Source organism: Brachybacterium halotolerans subsp. kimchii, assembly GCF_020792675.1.
GTDB lineage: Bacteria > Actinomycetota > Actinomycetes > Actinomycetales > Dermabacteraceae > Brachybacterium > Brachybacterium halotolerans.
In genome coordinates this window covers 2561131-2579741 of the sequence record NZ_CP086254.1, presented here as the reverse complement: position 1 = coordinate 2579741, position 18611 = coordinate 2561131, and the positions used below count along the sequence as shown (strand labels likewise).

General features: G+C 72.1%; 16 protein-coding genes. 10 read left to right on the top strand and 6 right to left on the bottom strand.

Going from position 1 to position 18611, the window contains the following annotated elements:
- Positions 1-73: 73 nt before the first annotated feature.
- Complete coding sequence (locus tag Bra3105_RS11630; RefSeq protein WP_228356850.1) at positions 74-1867, bottom strand: dihydroxyacetone kinase family protein; 1794 nt, start codon at positions 1865-1867, stop codon at positions 74-76.
- Between the two features lie 230 nt (positions 1868-2097).
- Here Bra3105_RS11630 and Bra3105_RS11625 point away from each other — a divergent pair, with 230 nt between their 5' ends.
- Entirely contained in the window at positions 2098-3516 is a 1419-nt protein-coding gene (locus Bra3105_RS11625; protein WP_407650878.1) for an MFS transporter, read from the top strand.
- Between the two features lie 213 nt (positions 3517-3729).
- Positions 3730-4227 carry a hypothetical protein gene (locus tag Bra3105_RS11620; RefSeq protein WP_228356849.1) on the top strand — a complete coding sequence of 166 codons (498 nt, stop codon included), beginning with the start codon at positions 3730-3732 and terminating at the stop codon, positions 4225-4227.
- Here Bra3105_RS11620 and Bra3105_RS11615 read toward each other — a convergent pair.
- Positions 4214-5077: a helix-turn-helix transcriptional regulator gene (locus tag Bra3105_RS11615; protein ID WP_228356848.1), complete on the bottom strand. Its 864-nt coding sequence runs from the start codon at positions 5075-5077 to the stop codon at positions 4214-4216. The two genes, Bra3105_RS11620 and Bra3105_RS11615, sit on opposite strands and share 14 nt — an antisense overlap.
- 438 nt (positions 5078-5515) lie before the next feature.
- Between Bra3105_RS11615 and Bra3105_RS11610 the strand changes: the two genes are divergently transcribed.
- The 6 genes from Bra3105_RS11610 to Bra3105_RS11585 all read left to right on the top strand — a co-directional run bounded on the left by Bra3105_RS11610 (position 5516) and on the right by Bra3105_RS11585 (position 11765).
- Complete coding sequence (locus tag Bra3105_RS11610) at positions 5516-6778, top strand: extracellular solute-binding protein (protein ID WP_228356847.1); 1263 nt, start codon at positions 5516-5518, stop codon at positions 6776-6778.
- 16 nt (positions 6779-6794) lie between these two features.
- Positions 6795-7811, top strand: a complete 1017-nt coding sequence (locus tag Bra3105_RS11605) for a carbohydrate ABC transporter permease (RefSeq protein ID WP_228356846.1) — start codon at positions 6795-6797, stop codon at positions 7809-7811.
- Positions 7812-7816: 5 nt separating this feature from the next.
- Positions 7817-8677, top strand: a complete 861-nt coding sequence (locus tag Bra3105_RS11600; RefSeq protein ID WP_228356845.1) for a carbohydrate ABC transporter permease — start codon at positions 7817-7819, stop codon at positions 8675-8677.
- Between the two features lie 83 nt (positions 8678-8760).
- Positions 8761-9585: a ThuA domain-containing protein gene (locus tag Bra3105_RS11595; RefSeq protein WP_228356844.1), complete on the top strand. Its 825-nt coding sequence runs from the start codon at positions 8761-8763 to the stop codon at positions 9583-9585.
- Complete coding sequence (locus Bra3105_RS11590) at positions 9585-10724, top strand: Gfo/Idh/MocA family protein (protein ID WP_228356843.1); 1140 nt, start codon at positions 9585-9587, stop codon at positions 10722-10724. The genes Bra3105_RS11595 and Bra3105_RS11590 overlap by 1 nt, the downstream gene beginning before the upstream one ends.
- A gap of 24 nt (positions 10725-10748) precedes the next feature.
- Positions 10749-11765, top strand: coding sequence for a LacI family DNA-binding transcriptional regulator (locus Bra3105_RS11585; RefSeq protein WP_228356842.1), 1017 nt, complete (start codon positions 10749-10751; stop codon positions 11763-11765).
- Between the two features lie 94 nt (positions 11766-11859).
- Here the strand turns inward: Bra3105_RS11585 and Bra3105_RS11580 are convergent, their stop codons facing one another.
- The 3 genes from Bra3105_RS11580 to Bra3105_RS11570 all read right to left on the bottom strand — a co-directional run bounded on the left by Bra3105_RS11580 (position 11860) and on the right by Bra3105_RS11570 (position 14916).
- On the bottom strand, positions 11860-12681 hold the full coding sequence (locus Bra3105_RS11580) for an HpcH/HpaI aldolase/citrate lyase family protein (protein ID WP_228356841.1): 822 nt from the start codon (positions 12679-12681) through the stop codon (positions 11860-11862).
- Positions 12682-12793: 112 nt separating this feature from the next.
- On the bottom strand, positions 12794-13909 hold the full coding sequence (locus tag Bra3105_RS11575) for a Gfo/Idh/MocA family protein (RefSeq protein ID WP_228356840.1): 1116 nt from the start codon (positions 13907-13909) through the stop codon (positions 12794-12796).
- A complete protein-coding gene (locus Bra3105_RS11570) occupies positions 13903-14916 on the bottom strand; it encodes a Gfo/Idh/MocA family protein (protein ID WP_228356839.1) in 1014 nt (337 codons plus the stop codon). The genes Bra3105_RS11575 and Bra3105_RS11570 overlap by 7 nt, the downstream gene beginning before the upstream one ends.
- Positions 14917-15146: 230 nt before the next feature.
- On the opposite strand from Bra3105_RS11570, the gene Bra3105_RS11565 reads away from it, so the two are divergent.
- Together Bra3105_RS11565 and Bra3105_RS11560 are read left to right on the top strand one after the other, a co-directional pair.
- The gene (locus Bra3105_RS11565; protein WP_228356838.1) at positions 15147-16379 is read left to right on the top strand and encodes a pirin family protein; all 1233 of its coding nucleotides are present in this window, start codon (positions 15147-15149) and stop codon (positions 16377-16379) included.
- Complete coding sequence (locus Bra3105_RS11560; protein ID WP_228356837.1) at positions 16376-16828, top strand: GNAT family N-acetyltransferase; 453 nt, start codon at positions 16376-16378, stop codon at positions 16826-16828. Before Bra3105_RS11565 ends, Bra3105_RS11560 begins: the two co-directional genes overlap by 4 nt.
- A 13-nt stretch (positions 16829-16841) precedes the next feature.
- Here the strand turns inward: Bra3105_RS11560 and dld are convergent, their stop codons facing one another.
- A complete protein-coding gene (gene dld, locus Bra3105_RS11555) occupies positions 16842-18584 on the bottom strand; it encodes a D-lactate dehydrogenase (protein WP_228356836.1) in 1743 nt (580 codons plus the stop codon).
- Positions 18585-18611: the final 27 nt, after the last annotated feature.

Genomic DNA, 18611 nt, shown 5'->3' with positions numbered 1-18611 from the left:
CCCGTCGCACCGCATGTCCGAGACAGCGACCGGTGCCACGCGCGCGGACGTCCGACCGTCCCGCGCCCCTCCGTCAGCGCAGGTGCGCTCCGAGCTCGTCCATGAGGATGGAGAAGGACAGGGCACCGGGGTCCGGGGTGCCCACAGACTTCTCGCCGAGCACGCGGGCACGGCCCTTGGTCGCGGTGATCGACGCGGTCGCCTCCGCCGCCTCACGCGCCGCCGCAGCCGCCGACGAGATCGCCGCCGCCGCATCCGTCCCGTCGAACGTCTCGAGCAGGACCCGACGGAAGGGCAGGGCAGCGTCCATCATCGTCTTGTCGCCCTCGACCGCCCCACCCAGACGCCCGACCGTGTCCACGCCCGCGACCAGCGCATCCACGACCTGCGACCCCTGCACGCCCGCACCGTCGGACACGGTGCCGCCGGCCGCGATCAGCGCCGCACCCCACAGCGCGCCCGACGTGCCGCCGGCCGCCTCGGACCACGCCTCGCCCGCATGCACCAGGACCGTGCGCGCACCCGCACCATCAGCCACCGCGCTACGTGCAGCCTCCGCCGCCCCCTTGGACCCGAAGACCATGCCCTGACCGTGGTCGCCATCCCCGGCGATCGCATCGATCCGCCCCAGCTCGGCCTCCTCCCGCGCGCACACGGCCTCGAACAGGTCCAGCACACCGCTGATCCTGCGCCCCGCAGCCCGGGACTCCTCGCTCGCCTGCGGGATCGGATCCACCCCCGGCTCCCACCGCACTGCACCCACCGACGCGGCACCGTCGGCCGCGCCGACAGAGACACCGTCGGCCGCGCCCACACCGGAAGCGCCGGCACTGTCGGCCGCATCCCGCGCGGGCATCGCGCCGCGGTGGAACGCGGGCGTGTCCACGGGCGCCAGCCAGAACTCCTCGAGCTCCTGATCCAGGAACACGACCGTCAGCGACAGGCCGGCCATGTCCAGACTCGTCACGTGCTCGCCGACCTCCGGACGCACCGGCGTGATCCCCCGCTGCGTGAGCATCCGCGCCACATGCCCATAGACCACACACAGCTCTTCGTACTTCACCGTCCCGAGCCCGTTGACGATGACCGCCGCCCGGCCCCGATACCCGCCGTCGCCGTCTGCGACACGGTCCGGCTCTTCGGCGAGGACGCCGTCGACCAGCATCGCCGCGACCTCGCGCGCACTGCCCAGCGGCACGTCCCGCACCCCCGGCTCGCCATGGATCCCTAGGCCGACGGCCATCTGGCCGTCCTCGACGTGGAACAGGGGCGCGTCCGCGCCCGGCAGGGTGCAGCCGGCGAACGCGACCCCGAACGAGCGGGTCGCATCGTTCGCACGGATCGCGACCTGCTCGGCCGCCTCCAGATCCGCGCCCGCCTCGATCGCCGCGCCCACGATCTTGAAGACCGGCAGGTCACCGGCGATGCCGCGACGGTCCCGATGGTTCTGCGGGGTGTTCGAGGCGATGTCATCGCTGACCTTCACGATCCGCACATCGATCCCGTCCGCGCGCAGCTTCTCCGCCGCCAGCCCGAAATGCAGCACGTCCCCGGCATAGTTCCCGAAGCCCAGGATCACCCCGCCGCCATTCTCCGCGTTCCGCGCGATCGAGTACACCTGCGAGGCCGACGGCGAGGCGAACACGTTCCCGCACGGCGCACCATGCGCCATCCCCGGACCCACCCAGCCCGCGAACGCCGGGTAGTGCCCCGAGCCGCCGCCGATCACCAGCGCCGGCTGACCCGCCGGCGTCGGCGCGGACCGGACCACTCCCCCATGGACCTGCATCAATCCCGGCTGCGAAGCCACCAGCCCCGCCACCGCGTCCGCCGCGAACTCGCTCGGCTCGTCGAAGAGATACGTCATCGTGGATCCTCCAGGAAGGGCCGCTCTCACGGCTGCGTGGGCGTGGTCAGGGACGGGTACCAGGACCCGTGTCGAATAATCCTATAGGAAAAGCGGGCAGGCGGTTCGAGGCGACGCCCCACCCGTCGACCGACCTTGCGATTGGTCAACCGGTTTGCCACACTATAGCGGACCGACGTCAGGCATCGCGGCCCGTCCGCGCCGACGCTCACACCGACACAGGAGTCACCGTGACCGCATCCTCCTCCGGGGCATCGCCCGGAGCGCCCGCTTCCCCGTCCGTCGCCGACTCGGCCGTCGCCCGATCGGCGATCCGCAAGGTCTCGGTGCGCCTGGTCCCGTTCGTCGCGCTGATGTTCTTCATCAACTACCTGGACCGCACGGCCATCGGCTTCGCCTCCCCCAACGGCATGAACGACGACCTCGCGCTCTCCGCGGCGCAGTTCGGCTTCGCCTCCGGGGTGTTCTTCATCGGCTACATCCTGCTGGAGATCCCCTCCAACCTGGCGCTCCACCGCTTCGGGGCTCGCATCTGGCTGGCCCGCATCATGATCAGCTGGGGCGTCGTCGCGGTCGCCTTCACCTGGGTGCAGGGCTTCACCTCGCTCACGGTGCTGCGTTTCCTGCTGGGCGTCGCCGAGGCCGGCTTCTTCCCCGGCGCGATCCTGCTCCTGAGCCTGTGGGTGCCCTCGGCGTACCGCGGGCGCATCCTCATGCTCTTCTACCTCGCGCAGCCGCTCACCACGGTGATCGGCGCCCCGCTCGCGGGCCTGCTGATCCAGCAGCACGGGCTGTTCGGCCTCGCCGGGTGGCGCGTGATGTTCCTGGGCGTGGGCCTGCCCGCGATCATCATCGGCATCGCCGCGCTCTTCTACCTCAAGGACAGGCCGGCCGACGCGACGTGGCTGACCCGCGCCGAGCAGGAGTGGCTCACGGACTCCCTGCGCGCCGAATCGAGCGCGAAGAGCGAGGGCACGGGGCACGTCCCGGCGCGCTTCGCCTTCCGCAGCGGACGCGTGTGGATGCTGTCGATCATCTACTTCGGCTTCATCTACGGCCTCTACGCCCTCGCGTTCTTCCTGCCCACGATCATCGAGGGCTTCCAGGACCAGTCGGGCCAGTCCTTCGGGGTGCTCGCCAAGGGCCTCATCACGGCGATCCCCTATCTTCCCGCCGCCGTCGTCATGTACTTCTGGTCGCGCCACGCGAGCCGGAACGGCCTGAAGTCCTGGCACATCGCCGTGCCCGCCCTGGTGGGCGGCGTGTCGATCCCGCTCGCGCTGTACGCGGGGTCGCCGGCGCTGACGATCGCCGTCATCACCGTCACCGCCTGCGCGATCTTCGCGGCGCTGCCGAACTTCTGGACGCTGCCCACCCAGTTCCTCACCGGCGCCGCGGCGGCTGCGGGCGTCGCGCTCATCAACACGCTCGGCAACCTCGGCGGCTTCAGCGCCCCGTACATCACCGGCGCGGTCCACGACTGGACCGGCGGCTACGAAGCGCCCATGTTCCTGGTCGGCTTCTTCATGCTGCTCTCCGCACTGCTCATGGTGGTGCTGGCGCGCAGCACACGGTCACGGGGCGCCGAGGGCGGGGAGCCGACCGTCGACGAGGGCGCGGAGGGGAGATCGAGCGTCGCTCCGGGCTGAGGGGGCCGGGGTGTGCCGGCGGAGCGTACCCAGCGCCCCGCCGGGGGAATCCCCCGATGTCGGACAGCGCCCGACGTCCGTCAGACGATCGCCCAAGATTGGGCCCCGCACGTGGACCCGGACGTGCGGCTCCGCTCAGGCTGTTCCGTGACAGCACACACCGGCCTCCGCCGTCGACGACGCCGAGGCCACGTCCCTGAGAAGGAGAGCACCATGAACGCATTCCGCTCGAAGACCGTGAAGCTGCTCGCCGGCACGGCGATGGCCGGGGCCGTCCTCACCGGCGCCGTACTCCCCGCCCAGGCGGCGCAGGCCGCACCCGCCCCGAACGCGGGCGCGTCCGCGGAGGTGAGCGCAGGCGCCGATGTCAGCCTCGACCCCGTCGCGATCGGCAACGCCATCAAGGACGCGGTCAACAACGAGGACGACCGCAGCGGGGCCCTGCGGGCCGCTCTCGACGTCGGCTACTACAACGACGCGAACCCCGATCGCCTGACGGTCGCCGTGGTCAACAAGGACCAGGACATCAACGTCGAGGGCGATATCGCCAATGCCGAGAACATCGACATCAAGGACGGCAACTACGTCATCTACTGGTTCAAGGGCCCCGGGAAGATCACCAACAACGGTGACGGCGGCTGGCTGAACTGGGGCGCCCAGGGCGACGTGAACCGCGTGGACGAGCACACCATGAGCATCAACGACGGCTGATCCGCTGCTCGGATCCCCTCGCGCCTCGGCGCGGATCCGCAGGCGGGGTCCCGGAGCTCTCCTCTCCGGGGCCCCGCTCTGCTCCGTCGGAGCGAGGAAGGACCCGGGCCACTCCCGGGGCCGGCCGATGCCTCAGCCACCCCTTGGCGAAGGCGAACGCGACGAGCGCTGTGCGGTTCGGCGTCCTGCACGCCTTCATGAGCCGCCCCAGGTGCCAGGCCACCGCCTGCCTGCTGTAGGCCGTGGCCCGCGAGATCCGCTCGGTGGACAGTCCGCGCGCAGCGAGCGAGAGGATCTTCTCGTCGCTCTCGTCGAGGTCCGAGGAGCCGCTCACGAGCTCGACCTCGTCCGCCGTCCCGTAATCGACGATCTCCGGGGTCGGAGCGTGCGCGGATCGCCGCGCCCACCATGCCTCCGCCCAGCAGGTCCCGAGCTCGTGGGCGACGAAGGACGCACGGCTCATCGCCAGGAGCGTGGGCTGATCCGCCGCGCTCGAGACGGACCGCACCACGAGGGAGAACACCCTCAGCGCGGGAAGGGCGCCGCGCAGGACGACCCCCACCTCGCACCCCGGGTCCCGGGCACTCCGTGCCGCTGCGCGCCGCAGAGCCGTCAGGGCCTCGGGGTCCACCGGCACGCCGTGCTCCACCGAACGCAGCGCCGCGGGCAGCACCAGCGGCACGATCTCCTCGTATCGGGAGCGCAGCCACTCGCGCCCCTCCGCCCCGATGTCGTCCAGGGGCGCCTCGCGCAGGAGACGGGCGAACTCGTCGACGCGATCGTCGATCCCGAGGCCGAGCGGCCGCCCCGGGGACAGCGCGAGTGCTCGGGACCCACTGTCTCGACCCACACGCACCTCGTTCTCGTCGACCCCGCACGGCGCTGCTGGGCAGCGCGTGCGCCGCGGGCCTCCGCTGGGCACCTCACGGCGAGGATCACTCTAAGGGGGCCCGCGAGGCCCGCCCCGTCACGATCGCGCCCGGCCTCCGTCTGTTCATACGCGCGTCGCCCGACATGGCCGGCCCGGGATCAGCCGATTCGAATCGATATGCGCGCTGCCCACAGTGGCCCGCGCGGCACGGGCGGGCACTCCCCCTCGCACCCCGACCACTCCAGATCTCCGATGCCCCCTTGCCAAACCACGCTGAGAACTGCATGATTGTCGGCAGTCATCCGAGTGCGCACCGTCGCCGCTCGCGTGACACGTCACTCCACACTGCTCGCCGCCGCCGTCGATCGTCATTGTCGATTCGTATCGATGATGCCTTGGAGAACGAGAGACCCCACCATGACCTCGATCGCGAAACCGGGACCACGCTCCGAGCGCATCGCGCCCCTTCGACTCTCCCGTCGCGCCCTCGGCGCCCTTCTCGCCCCCGCGGCTCTCGGCCTCGCGGGCTGCGGATCCTCGTCCTCCTCGGATCCGACCTCCCTGCGGATCGTCGACTACTACAACACCCCGGCCGACGACGTCGTCATCGAGGAGACCTTCACGAAGAGCGCGAAGGACCTGGGGCTCACCTTCAGCCGCGAGAAGGTCCCCGGCGACCAGCTCATCCCCAAGGTCCTGCAGATGGGGTCCTCGAAGACGCTCCCGGACATCCTCATGCTCGACAACCCGGACCTGCCGCAGCTCGCCGCCTCCGGCGCCCTCGCGCCGCTCGAGCAGTACGGGTTCTCGACCGAGGGATTCACCCCGTCGATCGCCGATCTGGGGATGCTCGACGGGACGCTGTACGGGATCGCCCCCACGGTCAACACGATCGCCCTGTTCTTCAACGTGCCGATGCTCGAGAAGGCCGGGATCGACCCGCCCACCACCTGGGAGGAGACCCGGGAGGCGGCGCGCGCCCTCACCGGCGACGGCACCTACGGGATCGCCTTCTCGGCGATCGCCACCTACGAAGGAACCTTCCAGTTCATGCCGTTCATGTGGTCCAACGGCGGCGACGAGAAGGACCTGGCGACCCCCGAGGTGGCGGGCGCCGCGGAGTTCTGGTCCCAGCTCCTGCAGGACGGCTCCGCGTCCCGGTCGGTCGTCAACTGGGGACAGGGCGATGCGATGGACCAGTTCAAGGCGGGGAAGGCGGCGATGGTCGTCAACGGTCCCTGGAACATCGCGGGGCTGCAGGCCGACACCCCCGATCTGGAGTGGGACGTGGTCACGCTCCCGGTCCCCCGCTCCGGCGCCGAGTCGATCGCGCCGCTCGGCGGCGAGGTCTGGACGGTCCCCGCGACCGGCGACGAGGAGAAGCAGCGCAACGCGGCGAAGCTCCTCCGGGCCTTCGTCGCCCCCGAGAACCAGCTGCGCATGGGCACCGCCCGCAGCACCATCCCCGGCCACGCCGCGACCGCCGAGCAGTTCGCGGGCGAGCACCCCGACCTCGCGACCTTCGTCGAGCAGGTCTCCACCGCCCGCGCCCGCACCGGCGAGCTCGGGCCCGAGTGGCCGCGCACCGCCAAGGCGATCTATACCGCGAACCAGGAGGTCCTGGTCGACGACACCGATCCGGCGAAAGCCTTCGACGAGGCCGCCCGGACCGTGAGCTGAGACGAGGAGCCACGCCATGACCAGTACATCCACCGCTTCCAGCGCCGACGGACTCACCTCCGTCGGCCCCCGCGGGAACCGGCCCGCGCCCCGCGCCTCCACCGCCGACGGCGCGTCGCCCGCGCGCCCCGGGCGACGTCGACGACGGGGCGGCGAGGGCTTCCTCGTGCGCTACGCGTTCATCGCACCGGCGGTCCTCTACCTGCTCCTGTTCTACGGGTACCCGATCGTGAAGAACGTCGTCATGAGCTTCCAGGCCTACGACTTCTCGACGTTCTTCAACGGCAGCGCCCCGTTCGTCGGCCTCGACAACTACGCGACCGCACTGTCGAACCCGATCTTCCTCAAGGCCCTCGCGAACACGGGCCTGTTCACCGTGGGCTCGATCATCGGCCAGTTCGTCATCGGACTGGGCCTCTCGCTCTACTTCCGCAAGCACTTCCCGCTCTCCGGCGTGCTGCGATCGCTCCTGCTGCTGCCGTGGCTGCTGCCGATGATCGTCTCCGCGGCGGTGTGGCGGTGGATCCTCGAGCAGGACAGCGGCGTGCTGAACCGCTTCCTCGAGTCCATCGGCCTGATCTCCGCGCCCATCGGCTGGCTGACCAGCTCCGACACGGCGCTGGTCGCCGTGATCATGGTGAACATCTGGCTGGGGATCCCCTTCAACGTGGCGCTGCTGTACAGCGGGCTGCAGGCGATCCCGGAGGAGCTCTACGAAGCCGGCCAGCTCGACGGCGCGACCGGCTGGAAGGCCTTCCGCCACATCACGCTGCCGCTGCTGCGGCCCGTGGTCAGCGTCGTGCTGCTGCTGGGCGTCATCTACACGATCAAGGTCCTCGACCTGATCATCGGCCTCACCGGCGGCGGCCCCGCGAACGCGACGCAGACCCTCGCGACCCGCAGCTACGAGCTCAGCTTCCTCGAGTTCGACTTCGGCCAGGGCGCCGCGCTCAGCAACGTCCTGATCCTCATCGCCCTGCTCTTCTCCGTCGTCTACCTGCGGGCGAACGCGCGCGCCGCGAAGAACGGATGACCGCCATGACCGCTTCCACCGCACCCCGCACCTCCCCCGCCCCGGCGCGACGGGGCGCCCGCGCCCCGCGCGGCCTGGTCCACACCGGCATCGGCATCGTGCTCGTCGCGATCATGCTGTTCCCCGTCTACTGGATGGTCAACGCCTCTCTCGCCCCGCAGGGCAACAGCCTGAATACTGGCCTGCTGCCCCTGCACCCCGACGTCGGCGGATACGCCCGCGCCTTCGCGGACCAGGGGCAGAACCTGCTGACCTCGCTCGTGGTCGCCGTGGGCGCGGCGATCCTCTCGCTGGTCATCGCCGCCCCGTGCGCCTACGCCCTCGCCCAGTTCCGCATCCGCGGCACCGCGGTGCTCGTGTTCCTGGTGCTCATCAGCCAGATGATCCCTGGGATCGTGATCGCGAACGCCCTCTACACCGCGTACACGCCGCTTGGACTGATCAACTCGATCCCCGGCCTGATCCTGGCCGACGCGACCCAGGGCATCCCCTTCTCGATCCTCATCATGCGCGCCTACCTCGAGACCTTCCCGACCTCGATCGTCGAGGCGGCGCGCGTGGACGGCTGCGGGCACCTGCGCGCCTTCGTCTCGATCGTGCTGCCCGTGAGCCGGAACTCTCTGATCACGGCCGGGATCTTCTCGTTCCTCTTCGCGTGGAGCGACTTCCTGATGGCGCTGACGCTGACCACCGGCGAGACCATCCGCCCGGTCACGCTGGGGCTCTACACCTACATCGGCACCAACGACACCGACTGGAGCGCCGTGATGGCGACGGCCGTGATGTCCTCCGTCCCCGCCGTGGTGCTGATGATCGCGGCCCAGAAGTACATCGCCGCGGGCGCCACAGGAGGCGCCGTGAAGTGACCCCACCGCGCCCCGCGCCCCAATCCGCAGCGCCTGGCGCCCCGCGCCCCGCATCACCACGACCCCACCCCGAGAGGACACCGATGACTACCACCGCCCCCGCTTCCCCGACGTCCGCCGCCCGCCCGCTGCGCGTGACCGTCTGGGGCGAGAACCGCCACGAGCAGCGCGACGCCCGCGTGCGCGAGAACTACCCCGAGGGCATGCACGCCGCCATCCGCGACGCCGTCGCTGAGAACCTCGGCGGGTCCGTGACCACCCGGATCGCCCTGCTGGACGATCCCGAGCACGGGCTCAGCGAGGAGGTGCTCGCCGCGACCGACGTGCTCACCTGGTGGGGCCACATGGCGCACGACGAGGTCAGCGACGAGGTCGCCGAGCGGGTCCAGCGCCACGTGCTCGCCGGCATGGGACTCGTGGTACTGCACTCCGGGCACTGGTCCAAGCCGTTCACGCGCCTGATGGGCACGACATGCACCCTGCGCTGGCGCAACGAGCGCGACCGCGAGCTGGTGTGGACCGTGAACCCCTCGCACCCGATCGCCGCCGGCGTCCCGCACCCGATCGTCATCGACGAGCAGGAGATGTACGGCGAGCACTTCGACATCCCCGTGCCCGACGAGCTCGTGTTCGTCTCCTCCTTCAGCGGGGGCGAGGTGTTCCGCTCCGGCTGCTGCTTCCGCCGCGGCAAGGGCAAGATCTTCTACTTCTCCCCCGGCGACCAGGACTACCCGGTCTACCAGCACCCCCATGTGCGCCGCGTGATCGCCAACGGCGTGGACTGGGCGCGGCCCGCGACCGCGGACCGCGAGGTGCCCTTCCTGGACCGCTACCCCACCGACTGGTTCCTCACCGGCGACGGCGGCCAGGGCGTGGGCGACGCCGAGGCGGCGGGGAAGGGCGCGTGATGGCGCAGACGGAGCCCCGAGCACAGGGCACGGGAAGGCTGCCCGTGGTCGTCGTCGGCGCCGGCGGGATGGGCAGGGCATGGATCTCCACCGTGCTGCGCTCGCGCGATGCGCGCCTGGTGGGCGTGGCCGACGTGATCGACGGGGCGGCCGCCGGCGCCGTCGCGGAGCTCGTGCCGGCCGACGAGCGGGACGCCGTCCGCACCGGCACCGACGCCCTCGAGGTCGCCCGCGCGGCCGGGGCGCGGGCGATCATCGACGTGACGATCCCCGCCGCCCACCACGCCGTGACGGCGGATGCGCTGCACGCCGGGTACCCGGTGCTCGGCGAGAAGCCGTGCGCGGCGACCCTCGCGCAGGCGCTCTCGCTCGCCGGGCACGCCGAGTCCACGGGCAGGCTGTTCATGGTCTCCCAGTCGCGCCGCCACAACCCGCACCTGCGGGAGGCCGCCCGGCTCGCGGGTGAGCTGGGCGGCGCGGGCATCGTCGCCACCCGCTTCTCGCGCGCCCCGCGCTTCGGGGGCTTCCGCGAGGAGATGGCGCAGCCGCTGATCGTGGACATGGCCATCCATGCCTTCGACGCGGCCCGCGTGCTCGTCGCCGGCACCCCCGAGTCCGTCACCGCTGTCTCCAGCAACCCGCCGTGGAGCTGGTACGACGGAGATGCGGCGGCAACGGTCACGATCCGCTTCGACTCCGGCGCCGTGCACACCTACGCGGGCTCGTGGTGCTCGCCGGGCCGAGAGACCAGCTGGAACGGCGAGTGGTCGCTCAGCTGCCCGCACGGCACCGTCGCCTGGGACGGCGAGAACCCTCCGTCGGCCACGCGGGAGGACGGCCGCGAGATCCCCGGTCGGGTCCCTGCGGCCGACGCCCTGTGGGAGCTCGACTCCTCGCTCGCCGCGTTCTGCGCGGCGCTGCGCGAGGGCACGACGCCCGAGTCGGAGGTGCACGAGAACGTCTGGACCCAGGCGATCGTCGAGGCGGCTGTCCGCTCCGCCGGGGACGGCCGCACCGTTGCTCTCGCCGAGGTCATGGACGAGGCGCTCACGGCGGCGCGAGACCTGGATCGTGCCGACGGCCGCAGCAGCGCACTGGAGTCGTGGAACACTGGGAGCGCAGGTGGTGGAGCCGTGTGAGGCATGAGCGGAGGGGGTGCGGCGGTGAGGAGGAGTGCGCCGACGAGCCAGGACGTCGCACGCCTGGCGGGCGTCTCCCAGAGCACCGTCAGCTATGTGCTCACCGGTTCCCGCCCGATCTCTGCCGCCACGCGCCGACGGGTCGAGGAGGCCATCGAGAAGCTCGGCTACCACCCGAACTCCGGTGCCCGCGCCCTGCGCTCGCGCCGCAGCGGGGTGCTCGGGCTGATGGTGCCCGAGGCCTACGGCAACGATGCGGTTCTGATGCGCTTCGTGGGCGCGATCGCCCGCGAGGCACAGCGCTTCGGCTACGACATCCTGCTGGTCACCGCCCAGGAGGGTGCGCGCGGGATCCACCGTGTGGTGCGCACAGGGGTGTGCGAGGCGCTCATCCTGATGGAGCTCGGACGCCACGACGAGCGCGTGGCGGCCGTGATCGAGGCGGGCCTGCCCTTCGTACTGATCGGGAAGCCCGTGGGCTTCCCCAACGGGAGCGTGGTGGACCTCGACTTCGAGCGTCTGGGCCGGATGGTCGTGGATCGTGCGGCCGACGAGGGATGCGAGCGTCTGCTGCTGTTCGGGGAGCCGGGGCACAGACGCCACCGCAACGACGTCTCTCGCTTCCTGCTCGGCATCGAGGAGCAGGCACAGACGAAGGCGCGGGCGGACGGCGCGGGCCTCGAGGTCGTCCTGGACGCCGGCGAGCTGCCCGACGTCCCCGCCCGCGCCCGCGAGCTCGCCCGCGGCGGGCGGCGCACGGCCGTGTTCGGCCTGAACGGCGTCACCGAGGTGCTCTTCGCGACCGCCGCGAGCGGGGCTCTGGACGACCCCCACCTGCTGCTGCTCGCCCTCACGGACGAGGACCTCGCCCAGATCAGCCCCCTGCTCGCGCAGATCCCCCGGATCGACCCACGGCGCGTGGAGATCAGCGAGCTCGCGGTGCGCGAGCTCGTCCGGCTGCTGCGCGAGGAGGGCGCCTCGCCGCGCGTCACGCTCGTGGAGCCGGAGTGGGTGGAGCAGGACGTGTCCGACCCGGGGTGACTCCGGACGACGCGTGCGGCCCGAGCTCTCGCGCACCGGCTCGGGATGCCCCGGCACGCACCGCGACCCCACACGGAGGTCAGTGCGCAGGCCCTCAGGCGGGGCCGATGCCGAAGGCGCTCGCGAGGTGCTCGATCCTACGGGCACGGCCCAGGCGGGGCAGGTCGCTGCCGTCGCGGATCACGCCCCCGCGCTCGGCGAAGTCGGCGAGGAAGCTGCGCGCCCACTCCACGTCGGAGGGGGTGGGGCTGATGGTCTCGTTGATGACGCTGAGCTGGTCGGGCTCCAGGCAGAGCTTGCCCGTCATGCCCAGGGAGACCGCGGTCGTCGCCTGCTCGCGCAGGATCGGGTGGCTCGAGCCGACCGTCGGCCCGTCGATCGGCCCGGGGAGGTCGCCGATGCGGCTCGCGACCACGAGGCGGGAGCGGGGGTATGCCATCGCGAGGTCGTCGGCGCTGGTGCCGGTGTCGCGGCGGTAGTCGCCGCTGCCGAAGGCGAGCCGGAACGCGCCGCGGGCGCGCGCGATCGGGACCGCCTCCTCGATGCCGAGCGCCGATTCGACGAGCGCGACCACGGGGGTGGAGCCGCCGAGCCGTTCGAAGGTCTCGGTGACCTGCTCGGCCGACTCGGTCTTGGCGAGCACGACGCCCTCGAGCCCGGGCAGTCCGGCGAGCCCGTCGACGTCATCGCCCCAGAACGCGCTCGCACGGTCGTTGATCCGGACCCAGGCGGCGCCGTCCTGGAGCCAGCGGAGCACGTCGGCCCGCGCCTCGGCCTTGTGCTGCGGGTCGACCGCGTCCTCGATGTCGAGCACGACCTGGTCGGCGCGGGATCGCGAGGCGGTGTCGAACTGGTCGGCGCGGCGTCCGGAGACCAGCAGCCATGAGCGCGAGAGCTCGGCGGGTACGTGTGCCAAGGGGGTGTCCTCCACGGGGGTCGGCGGTGACGACGGCGCCCGTGGGCAGGTGGCCCGGGGCGCCGTCGACGGGTCCGTCCCGAGGCTACGTCAGCCGAGGTCCGAGGGTGCGTCAGGCGCCGCGGAGAGCGGCGAGCGCCACGGGCTGGCCGGTGGCCACCGACTCCTGCGCGGCGGCGACGACCCGCACGGTGCGCAGTCCCGTTTCGCCGCTGGGCTCGAGGAGGGCGGGGGCGTCCGGGCCGGCGGCTCCGTCCGGGCGCGCGCCTGTGCCGTCCGCGCGGGCGCGCACGCCTCCGAGGAACGCCTCGAGCATGAGCGCGTCGAGGTCGGCGCCGTAGGGCAGCCACTGCCCGAATCCGCCGACGTGCTGCGAGAACGGGTCGATCACGAGCTGCCCCTCGGTGCCCACGGCCTGGAGGGTGACGCCGCCCCAAGTGGGGGCCTCGGCCGGCTGCGACCAGGAGCAGTCGATGGTCGCGACCAGACCGTCGGGGTAGGTGAGCGTGACGAGGCCTCCCGTCTCCGCGCCCTCCCCCGCCCGGTCGGCGTACAGGATCCGGTTGGTGACCGCGTGGACGGACTCCGGTTCGCCGAACACGGAGTCGAGGATCTGGGCGATGTGCACCGTGTGGTCGACGAGGGCGCCGCCGCCGGAGAGGCCGACGTCGGTGAACCAGTCGCGCCCCGTGGGCAGCTTGCCGTTGTTGGTGCCGGTCACGCCGACGACCTCGCCCAGGCTGCCGTGCGCGACGGCCTCGCGCAGCGCGGCGACCTGCGGGGCGAAGTGCACGGGGAAGGCGGTCATGAGCAGCACGCCGGCTTCGCGGCAGGCGGCGACCATCTGCTCGGCGTCGGCGACGGTGGTCGCGAGCGGCTTCTCGCACAGCACGTGGGCGCCGCGTCGGGCGGCCTCGAGGACGAGGTCGCGGTGATGCGCGTTCGCGCTGGTGACGACGACGGCGTCGGGGCCGGACACGCCGCCCCGCCCGTCGGATGCTGCCGCCCCGTCGGCCGCTCCCGAGCCGTCGGCCCACGCGTCGAGGGCCTCCTCGTGGCTGCCGACGAGTCGCGAGCGTTCGGAGACGTGCACGTCGCCGAAGCCGTCGGGGTCGGAGACGACGAGGTCGACGTCGCCGCGGGCATCCAGGAGCGCCGCGTAGCCGGCGGCGTGGGTGTGCGCGCAGCTGAGCAGGGCGATGCGCAGGGGCCGGGGCGCGGTCAGCATGCGATCCTCCGTCCGGTCGCGATGGATTCGAGGGCGGCGAGGGCGATCTCGACCGCCGTGACGCCGTCGGCCCCGGTCACTCGGGGGGTGGAGCCGGTCTCGAGGGCCGCGACGGCGTCGCTGATCTCGAGGGCGTAGGGGCTGGCGATGCCGGAGACGTCGGGCAGGTAGCCGCCGTCCGAGCCGCCGCGGGAGGAGGCGACCTCGTCCCAGGCGACGCCGTCGCCGCTCGCGGAGTCGTACTCGAGGCGTCCGGCGTCGCCGGCGAGGGAGAACGTGAAGTGGAAGCGGGTCCCGGGTGCGCCCCAGAGGCCGCGGCAGTGGCTGATCACGCCGCCCGCGTGGGTGAGCACCACGTGGGCCGTGCGCAGGGAGCCGCCTTCGCCGCGCCGGTTCTGCTGGGCGAACACGCTGGTCACGGGGCCGGCCATCCAGATGGCCTGGTCGATGTCGTGGATCATCTGGTCCATGACGATGCCGCCGGAGCGCGTTTCGTCGGCGAACCAGGGCTGCTTCGGCATCGCGCCGGTGCGCTCGAAGCGCAGCACCGCGGGCGTGCCGATCGCGCCGCGCTCGATGGCCCGCTCGGCGGCCGCGTACTGCGGGAAGAAGCGCACCACGTGCGCGGGGAACAGCAGCCGTCCCGCGCGCTCGGCGTGCTCGACCAGCGAACGGGCATCCTCGGCGCGCAGTGCGAGCGGCTTCTCGCAGACCACGTCGCGGCCGGCGTCCAGGGCGCTGTGCACGATCTCCGGGTGGCTCGGGGTGGGGGTGCAGACGTCGACGACGTCGACCGCGGCCAGGAGATCCTCGAGGTCCTCGTGGACGATCGCGCCGAACTCCTGGGCGAAGGCGTCGGCCCCCTCGAGGCTGAAGGCGTGCAGCTCGGCGCCGGCGTCGATCCAGCCGGGGGCGTGCGCGCGGGAGATCCCGCCGGTGCCGATGATGCCGGCGCGCAGAGGGTTCGTGCTGCCGGCGCGCAGGCGGCCGACGGATGGGGCAGTCATCTCGCTCCTCGGAGGGTTCGTCGCGGAGGGTGCCGTGGCTCACTCGGCTGATCGTCGAATCTACCGTCGGGCCCCGCGACCGGCAACACGGCTCCGGGCCGGTCCGACGGCCGGGAGTCCGAACCCGGGAACCGGTCGACGTCCGGACCCGGGACCCGGTCGGCGTCCGAAAGCGGCGGCTCGCGCATAGGCTGGTCCCGCAGCGCGCCCACGGGCAGAGGGAGGCGACGATGTCGACGACGGAGAAGCATCCGCGCGAGCTGCTGTGCGCCGCCGACCCGGCCCCGGGCTCGGGCGCCCGGCCGAGCGTGCTCACCCCGCGCGAGGTGCCGTTGGGTGGTCCGCGCGCGATGACCGTGCGGCGCACTCTGCCGCAGCGGGCGCGCTCGCTCATCGGCCCCTGGTGCTTCGTCGACCACTTCGGCCCGGACGACGTCGCCGCGACCGGCGGCATGGCGGTTCCCCGTCATCCGCACACGGGCCTCGCGACGGTCACGCTGCTGTTCGAGGGGCAGATCGACCACGTGGACTCCACGGGTTTCGCGAACACGGTGCGCCCGGGCGAGGTGAACCTGATGATCGCGGGCCGCGGCGTCTCCCATTCCGAGTTCTCGACCGCGCGCACGAGCGTGCTGCACGGCGTCCAGCTCTGGTACGCGCTGCCCGACGCCGAGCGCGGCGGCATGCCCGCCTCCCAGCACCACGTCGCCCCGCTCGTCGAGGTGGGCGGCGCTGCGGTGCGGACCTATCTCGGGCCGCTCGCGGGCGCGGGGCCGACAGGCGCGGGCGGGCCCCACGCCGAGTGTCTCGCCTCCCCCATCGAGACCCGCACCCCCGCTCTCGCCGCCGAGATCCTGCTCCCGGCCGGCGCACACCTCGACCTCGCCCTGGATCCGACCTTCGAGCACGGGCTGCTCGTGGACACGGGCGCCGCGCGCCTGCACTGCGCCGATGCCGCCCTCGACATCCCGAGCGACCACCTCGCGCACATCCCCGAGGGCGCCGGCGCGCAGAGAATCGACGCCGGTCAGCAGCCGACGCGCCTGATCCTCGTCGGCGGACCGCCGTTCGCCGAGGAGATCGTCATGTGGTGGAACTTCGTGGGCCGCACCCACGAGGAGATCGTCGCGTTCCGCGCGCAGTGGCAGCGCGAGATCGGTCGGGAGGACACGGAGGCTCCGTCGGGCGGGATGCCGTCGGCGCCTGCGTCGACCGGTCTCCGCTTCGGTCCGTTCCCCGCGGACACGCCCGCTCCCCTGCCCGCGCCGACGCTTCCGAACGCCCGCATCGCTCCGCGCCGTCGGCCCCGCAGGTCGGACGCTCCGGCCGCTCAGCCCGATGGCGCGCCCGACGACCGGCCCATCGGCCAGCCCTCCGGGCGGCCCGCCGGCCAGCCCTCCGCTCCGCCCGGCGGGCCATCCGTCGAGCCATCCGCAGACCCGCACGAAGGAGACCCCCGATGAGCGAGAGCCAGACCCCCGAGGAGCCCACCGCGCCGCAGGCCGAAGTATCGCGGGCCGACGCGCCGCAGGCAGATGCCCGTGACGCGGCAGCGCCCGCGCCGGAGGAGGACGACACGCCCGATCGCGCCTTCATCCGCGACAACCCCGAGAAGGGGCGGTTCGACGTGTTCGTCGGCGAGCACCACGCCGGATTCTCGAAGTACCGCGACGTCGACGGCGCCGACTCCCCGCAGCGCATCTTCTTCCACACCGTCGTCTTCGACGAGTACGAGGGCCGGGGGCTCGCCTCGACCCTCACCCGCACGGCCCTCGAGCAGACGGTGCGCGGGGGACGGCGGATCGTGCCCGTGTGCCCGTACGTGGCGCGCTGGGTCGAGCACCACGAGGAGGCGGCACCGCACGTCGACGCGGTGCGGCCCGAGCACCTGGCCGCGATCGAGCAGGGGTGAGCGGGGCGGGCCGTCACCCCTGGGCGGGGGCCGGCTCCCAGTCCCTGTGCGCCGTGGTCTCCCCGACGCCGGCGTTGAACATGTTGCGCGGGTCCATCTCGCGGAAGTGCGCGACCATCGGCTCGGGCGCGGGGTAGATGCGCCCGTAGTTGTGCTCGGCGGGGACGGCGGCGCCGCGATCCTCGAGCAGCGTCCTCATGCGCTTCTTGAGGGCGACGGGGTCCACGCCCGCCTTCGCCACGTGGTCCTGGTGCATCACGTGGCAGAAGAAGTGTCCGAAGTAGACGCTCTCCAGCAGCTGGTCGGCGATGTCCGCGGGGAGCACCTCGAGCCAGTCCTCGTCGTCCCGGCGCAGCGCGACGTCGAAGGTCACCATGGCCGACGCCTCCTCGCGGTGCATCGTGAAGTACCGACCGGCGGCGCTGGCCACGCCGAAGCGGATGAGGGTGGCGCTCTGGGCCTCGTCGGCGTCGCATTCGAAGAACTCGCCCTCGTGGTCGGGCGCGGCGAAGAAGTCGGCCAGCAGACGCTGCGTGGCCTCGCGCTCGCTGCCGCTGACGACGAGCAGCAGGTGATGCTCGAACCGGTCGCGGAAGTCGAGCAGGCGCTTCGGGAGCTTCTCGGGGATCAGGCCGAAGAGCTTCTGGGAGATCTCGTCGGCGACCGAGGGCCCGAAGCCGGGGAGCTTCTCGAAGACTCCGTTCGCCCAGCTCTTGAGGGCGAACATGCGCACCAGCGTGCGGCTTCCGGCGTGCTTGAGAGAGACGTAGGTGTCCTTGCCGTACTCGGCGGCGAGGTCAAAGGCGTGGGAGCTCATGTACTCCCCCGAGATCGGCAGCGGACCGTCGGAGGCGAGGAACGCGCGGCGTAGCGCCTCCAGATCGGAGGGCCGGTCGGTGCCGATGTAGAAGGTCGCCTTGTCCCTCTCGAGCGGGAACGTGCGGGTGCGCACCGCGAACACCATGAGCTTGCCGGCGCAGCCCGAGGCCTCGAACAGGAACTTCGGGTTCGCGTTGTACCGGGCGGGGGTGTCGACGATCTCGCGGACGTGGTCGGCGTAGTCGGTGCCGGTCGAGTCCTCCGGCGGAGGGGTCACGTCGGCCGGATCCCAGTCGCCGCGCTGGACCTTGTCGAGGATGTGCGTGGGGTCGGTGCCGAGGTCGATGCCCAGGTGGTTGACCAGGTGGATCGTGCCGTCCTCGTCGACCCGGGCGAACAGCGCGTGCTCGGTGAACGCGGGGCCCTTGCGGATCTGGCTGCCTCCGGAGTTGTTCGCGATCCCGCCGACGACGGACGCGCCGATCGAGCTCGAGCCGATCACCGAGTGCGGCTCGCGTCCGTGCTCGGCCAGGGTCTCCTCGAGCTCGAAGAGGGTGGCGCCGGCCAGGCAGATCGCCTCGCGGGCGTCGTTGATGAGATGGATCTGGTCGATCCGCAGCGTCGAGATGATGACGATGTCGCGGTCGTAGTCCTGGTCCCCGGGGCCGGAGCCGCCGGTCAGGCCGGTGTTGGCCGCCTGGGTGATAACGATGAGGTCGTGGTCGACGCACACCTGGAGGGCGCGCCACATGTCCACGAGGGAGCCCGGGCGCAGCACGGCCAGGACGTCGCCGGAGCCGAAGCGGTCGCCGGTGGCGTAGGGGGCGGTCGCGCGCTTCGAGGTGAGCACGTGCGAGGACCCCATGATCTGGGCGAAGGCATCGAGGGCCTGCGCGGATCCGGCGCTCGTGGATCCCTGGTTCCGCCGTGTGCTCATGTCCGGATGCTCCATCGCTGTCGGGGA

What these genes read in the sequence shown, in the direction of transcription:
- Bra3105_RS11630 (WP_228356850.1), bottom strand. Translation starts at nt 1,867, where the DNA reads ATGACGTATCTCTTCGACGAGCCGAGCGAGTTCGCGGCGGACGCGGTG.
- Bra3105_RS11620 (WP_228356849.1), top strand. Translation starts at nt 3,730, where the DNA reads ATGAACGCATTCCGCTCGAAGACCGTGAAGCTGCTCGCCGGCACGGCG.
- Bra3105_RS11610 (WP_228356847.1), top strand. Translation starts at nt 5,516, where the DNA reads ATGACCTCGATCGCGAAACCGGGACCACGCTCCGAGCGCATCGCGCCC.
- Bra3105_RS11605 (WP_228356846.1), top strand. Translation starts at nt 6,795, where the DNA reads ATGACCAGTACATCCACCGCTTCCAGCGCCGACGGACTCACCTCCGTC.
- Bra3105_RS11600 (WP_228356845.1), top strand. Translation starts at nt 7,817, where the DNA reads ATGACCGCTTCCACCGCACCCCGCACCTCCCCCGCCCCGGCGCGACGG.
- Bra3105_RS11595 (WP_228356844.1), top strand. Translation starts at nt 8,761, where the DNA reads ATGACTACCACCGCCCCCGCTTCCCCGACGTCCGCCGCCCGCCCGCTG.
- Bra3105_RS11590 (WP_228356843.1), top strand. Translation starts at nt 9,585, where the DNA reads ATGGCGCAGACGGAGCCCCGAGCACAGGGCACGGGAAGGCTGCCCGTG.
- Bra3105_RS11575 (WP_228356840.1), bottom strand. Translation starts at nt 13,909, where the DNA reads ATGCTGACCGCGCCCCGGCCCCTGCGCATCGCCCTGCTCAGCTGCGCG.
- Bra3105_RS11570 (WP_228356839.1), bottom strand. Translation starts at nt 14,916, where the DNA reads ATGACTGCCCCATCCGTCGGCCGCCTGCGCGCCGGCAGCACGAACCCT.
- Bra3105_RS11565 (WP_228356838.1), top strand. Translation starts at nt 15,147, where the DNA reads ATGTCGACGACGGAGAAGCATCCGCGCGAGCTGCTGTGCGCCGCCGAC.
- Bra3105_RS11560 (WP_228356837.1), top strand. Translation starts at nt 16,376, where the DNA reads ATGAGCGAGAGCCAGACCCCCGAGGAGCCCACCGCGCCGCAGGCCGAA.
- dld (WP_228356836.1), bottom strand. Translation starts at nt 18,584, where the DNA reads ATGAGCACACGGCGGAACCAGGGATCCACGAGCGCCGGATCCGCGCAG.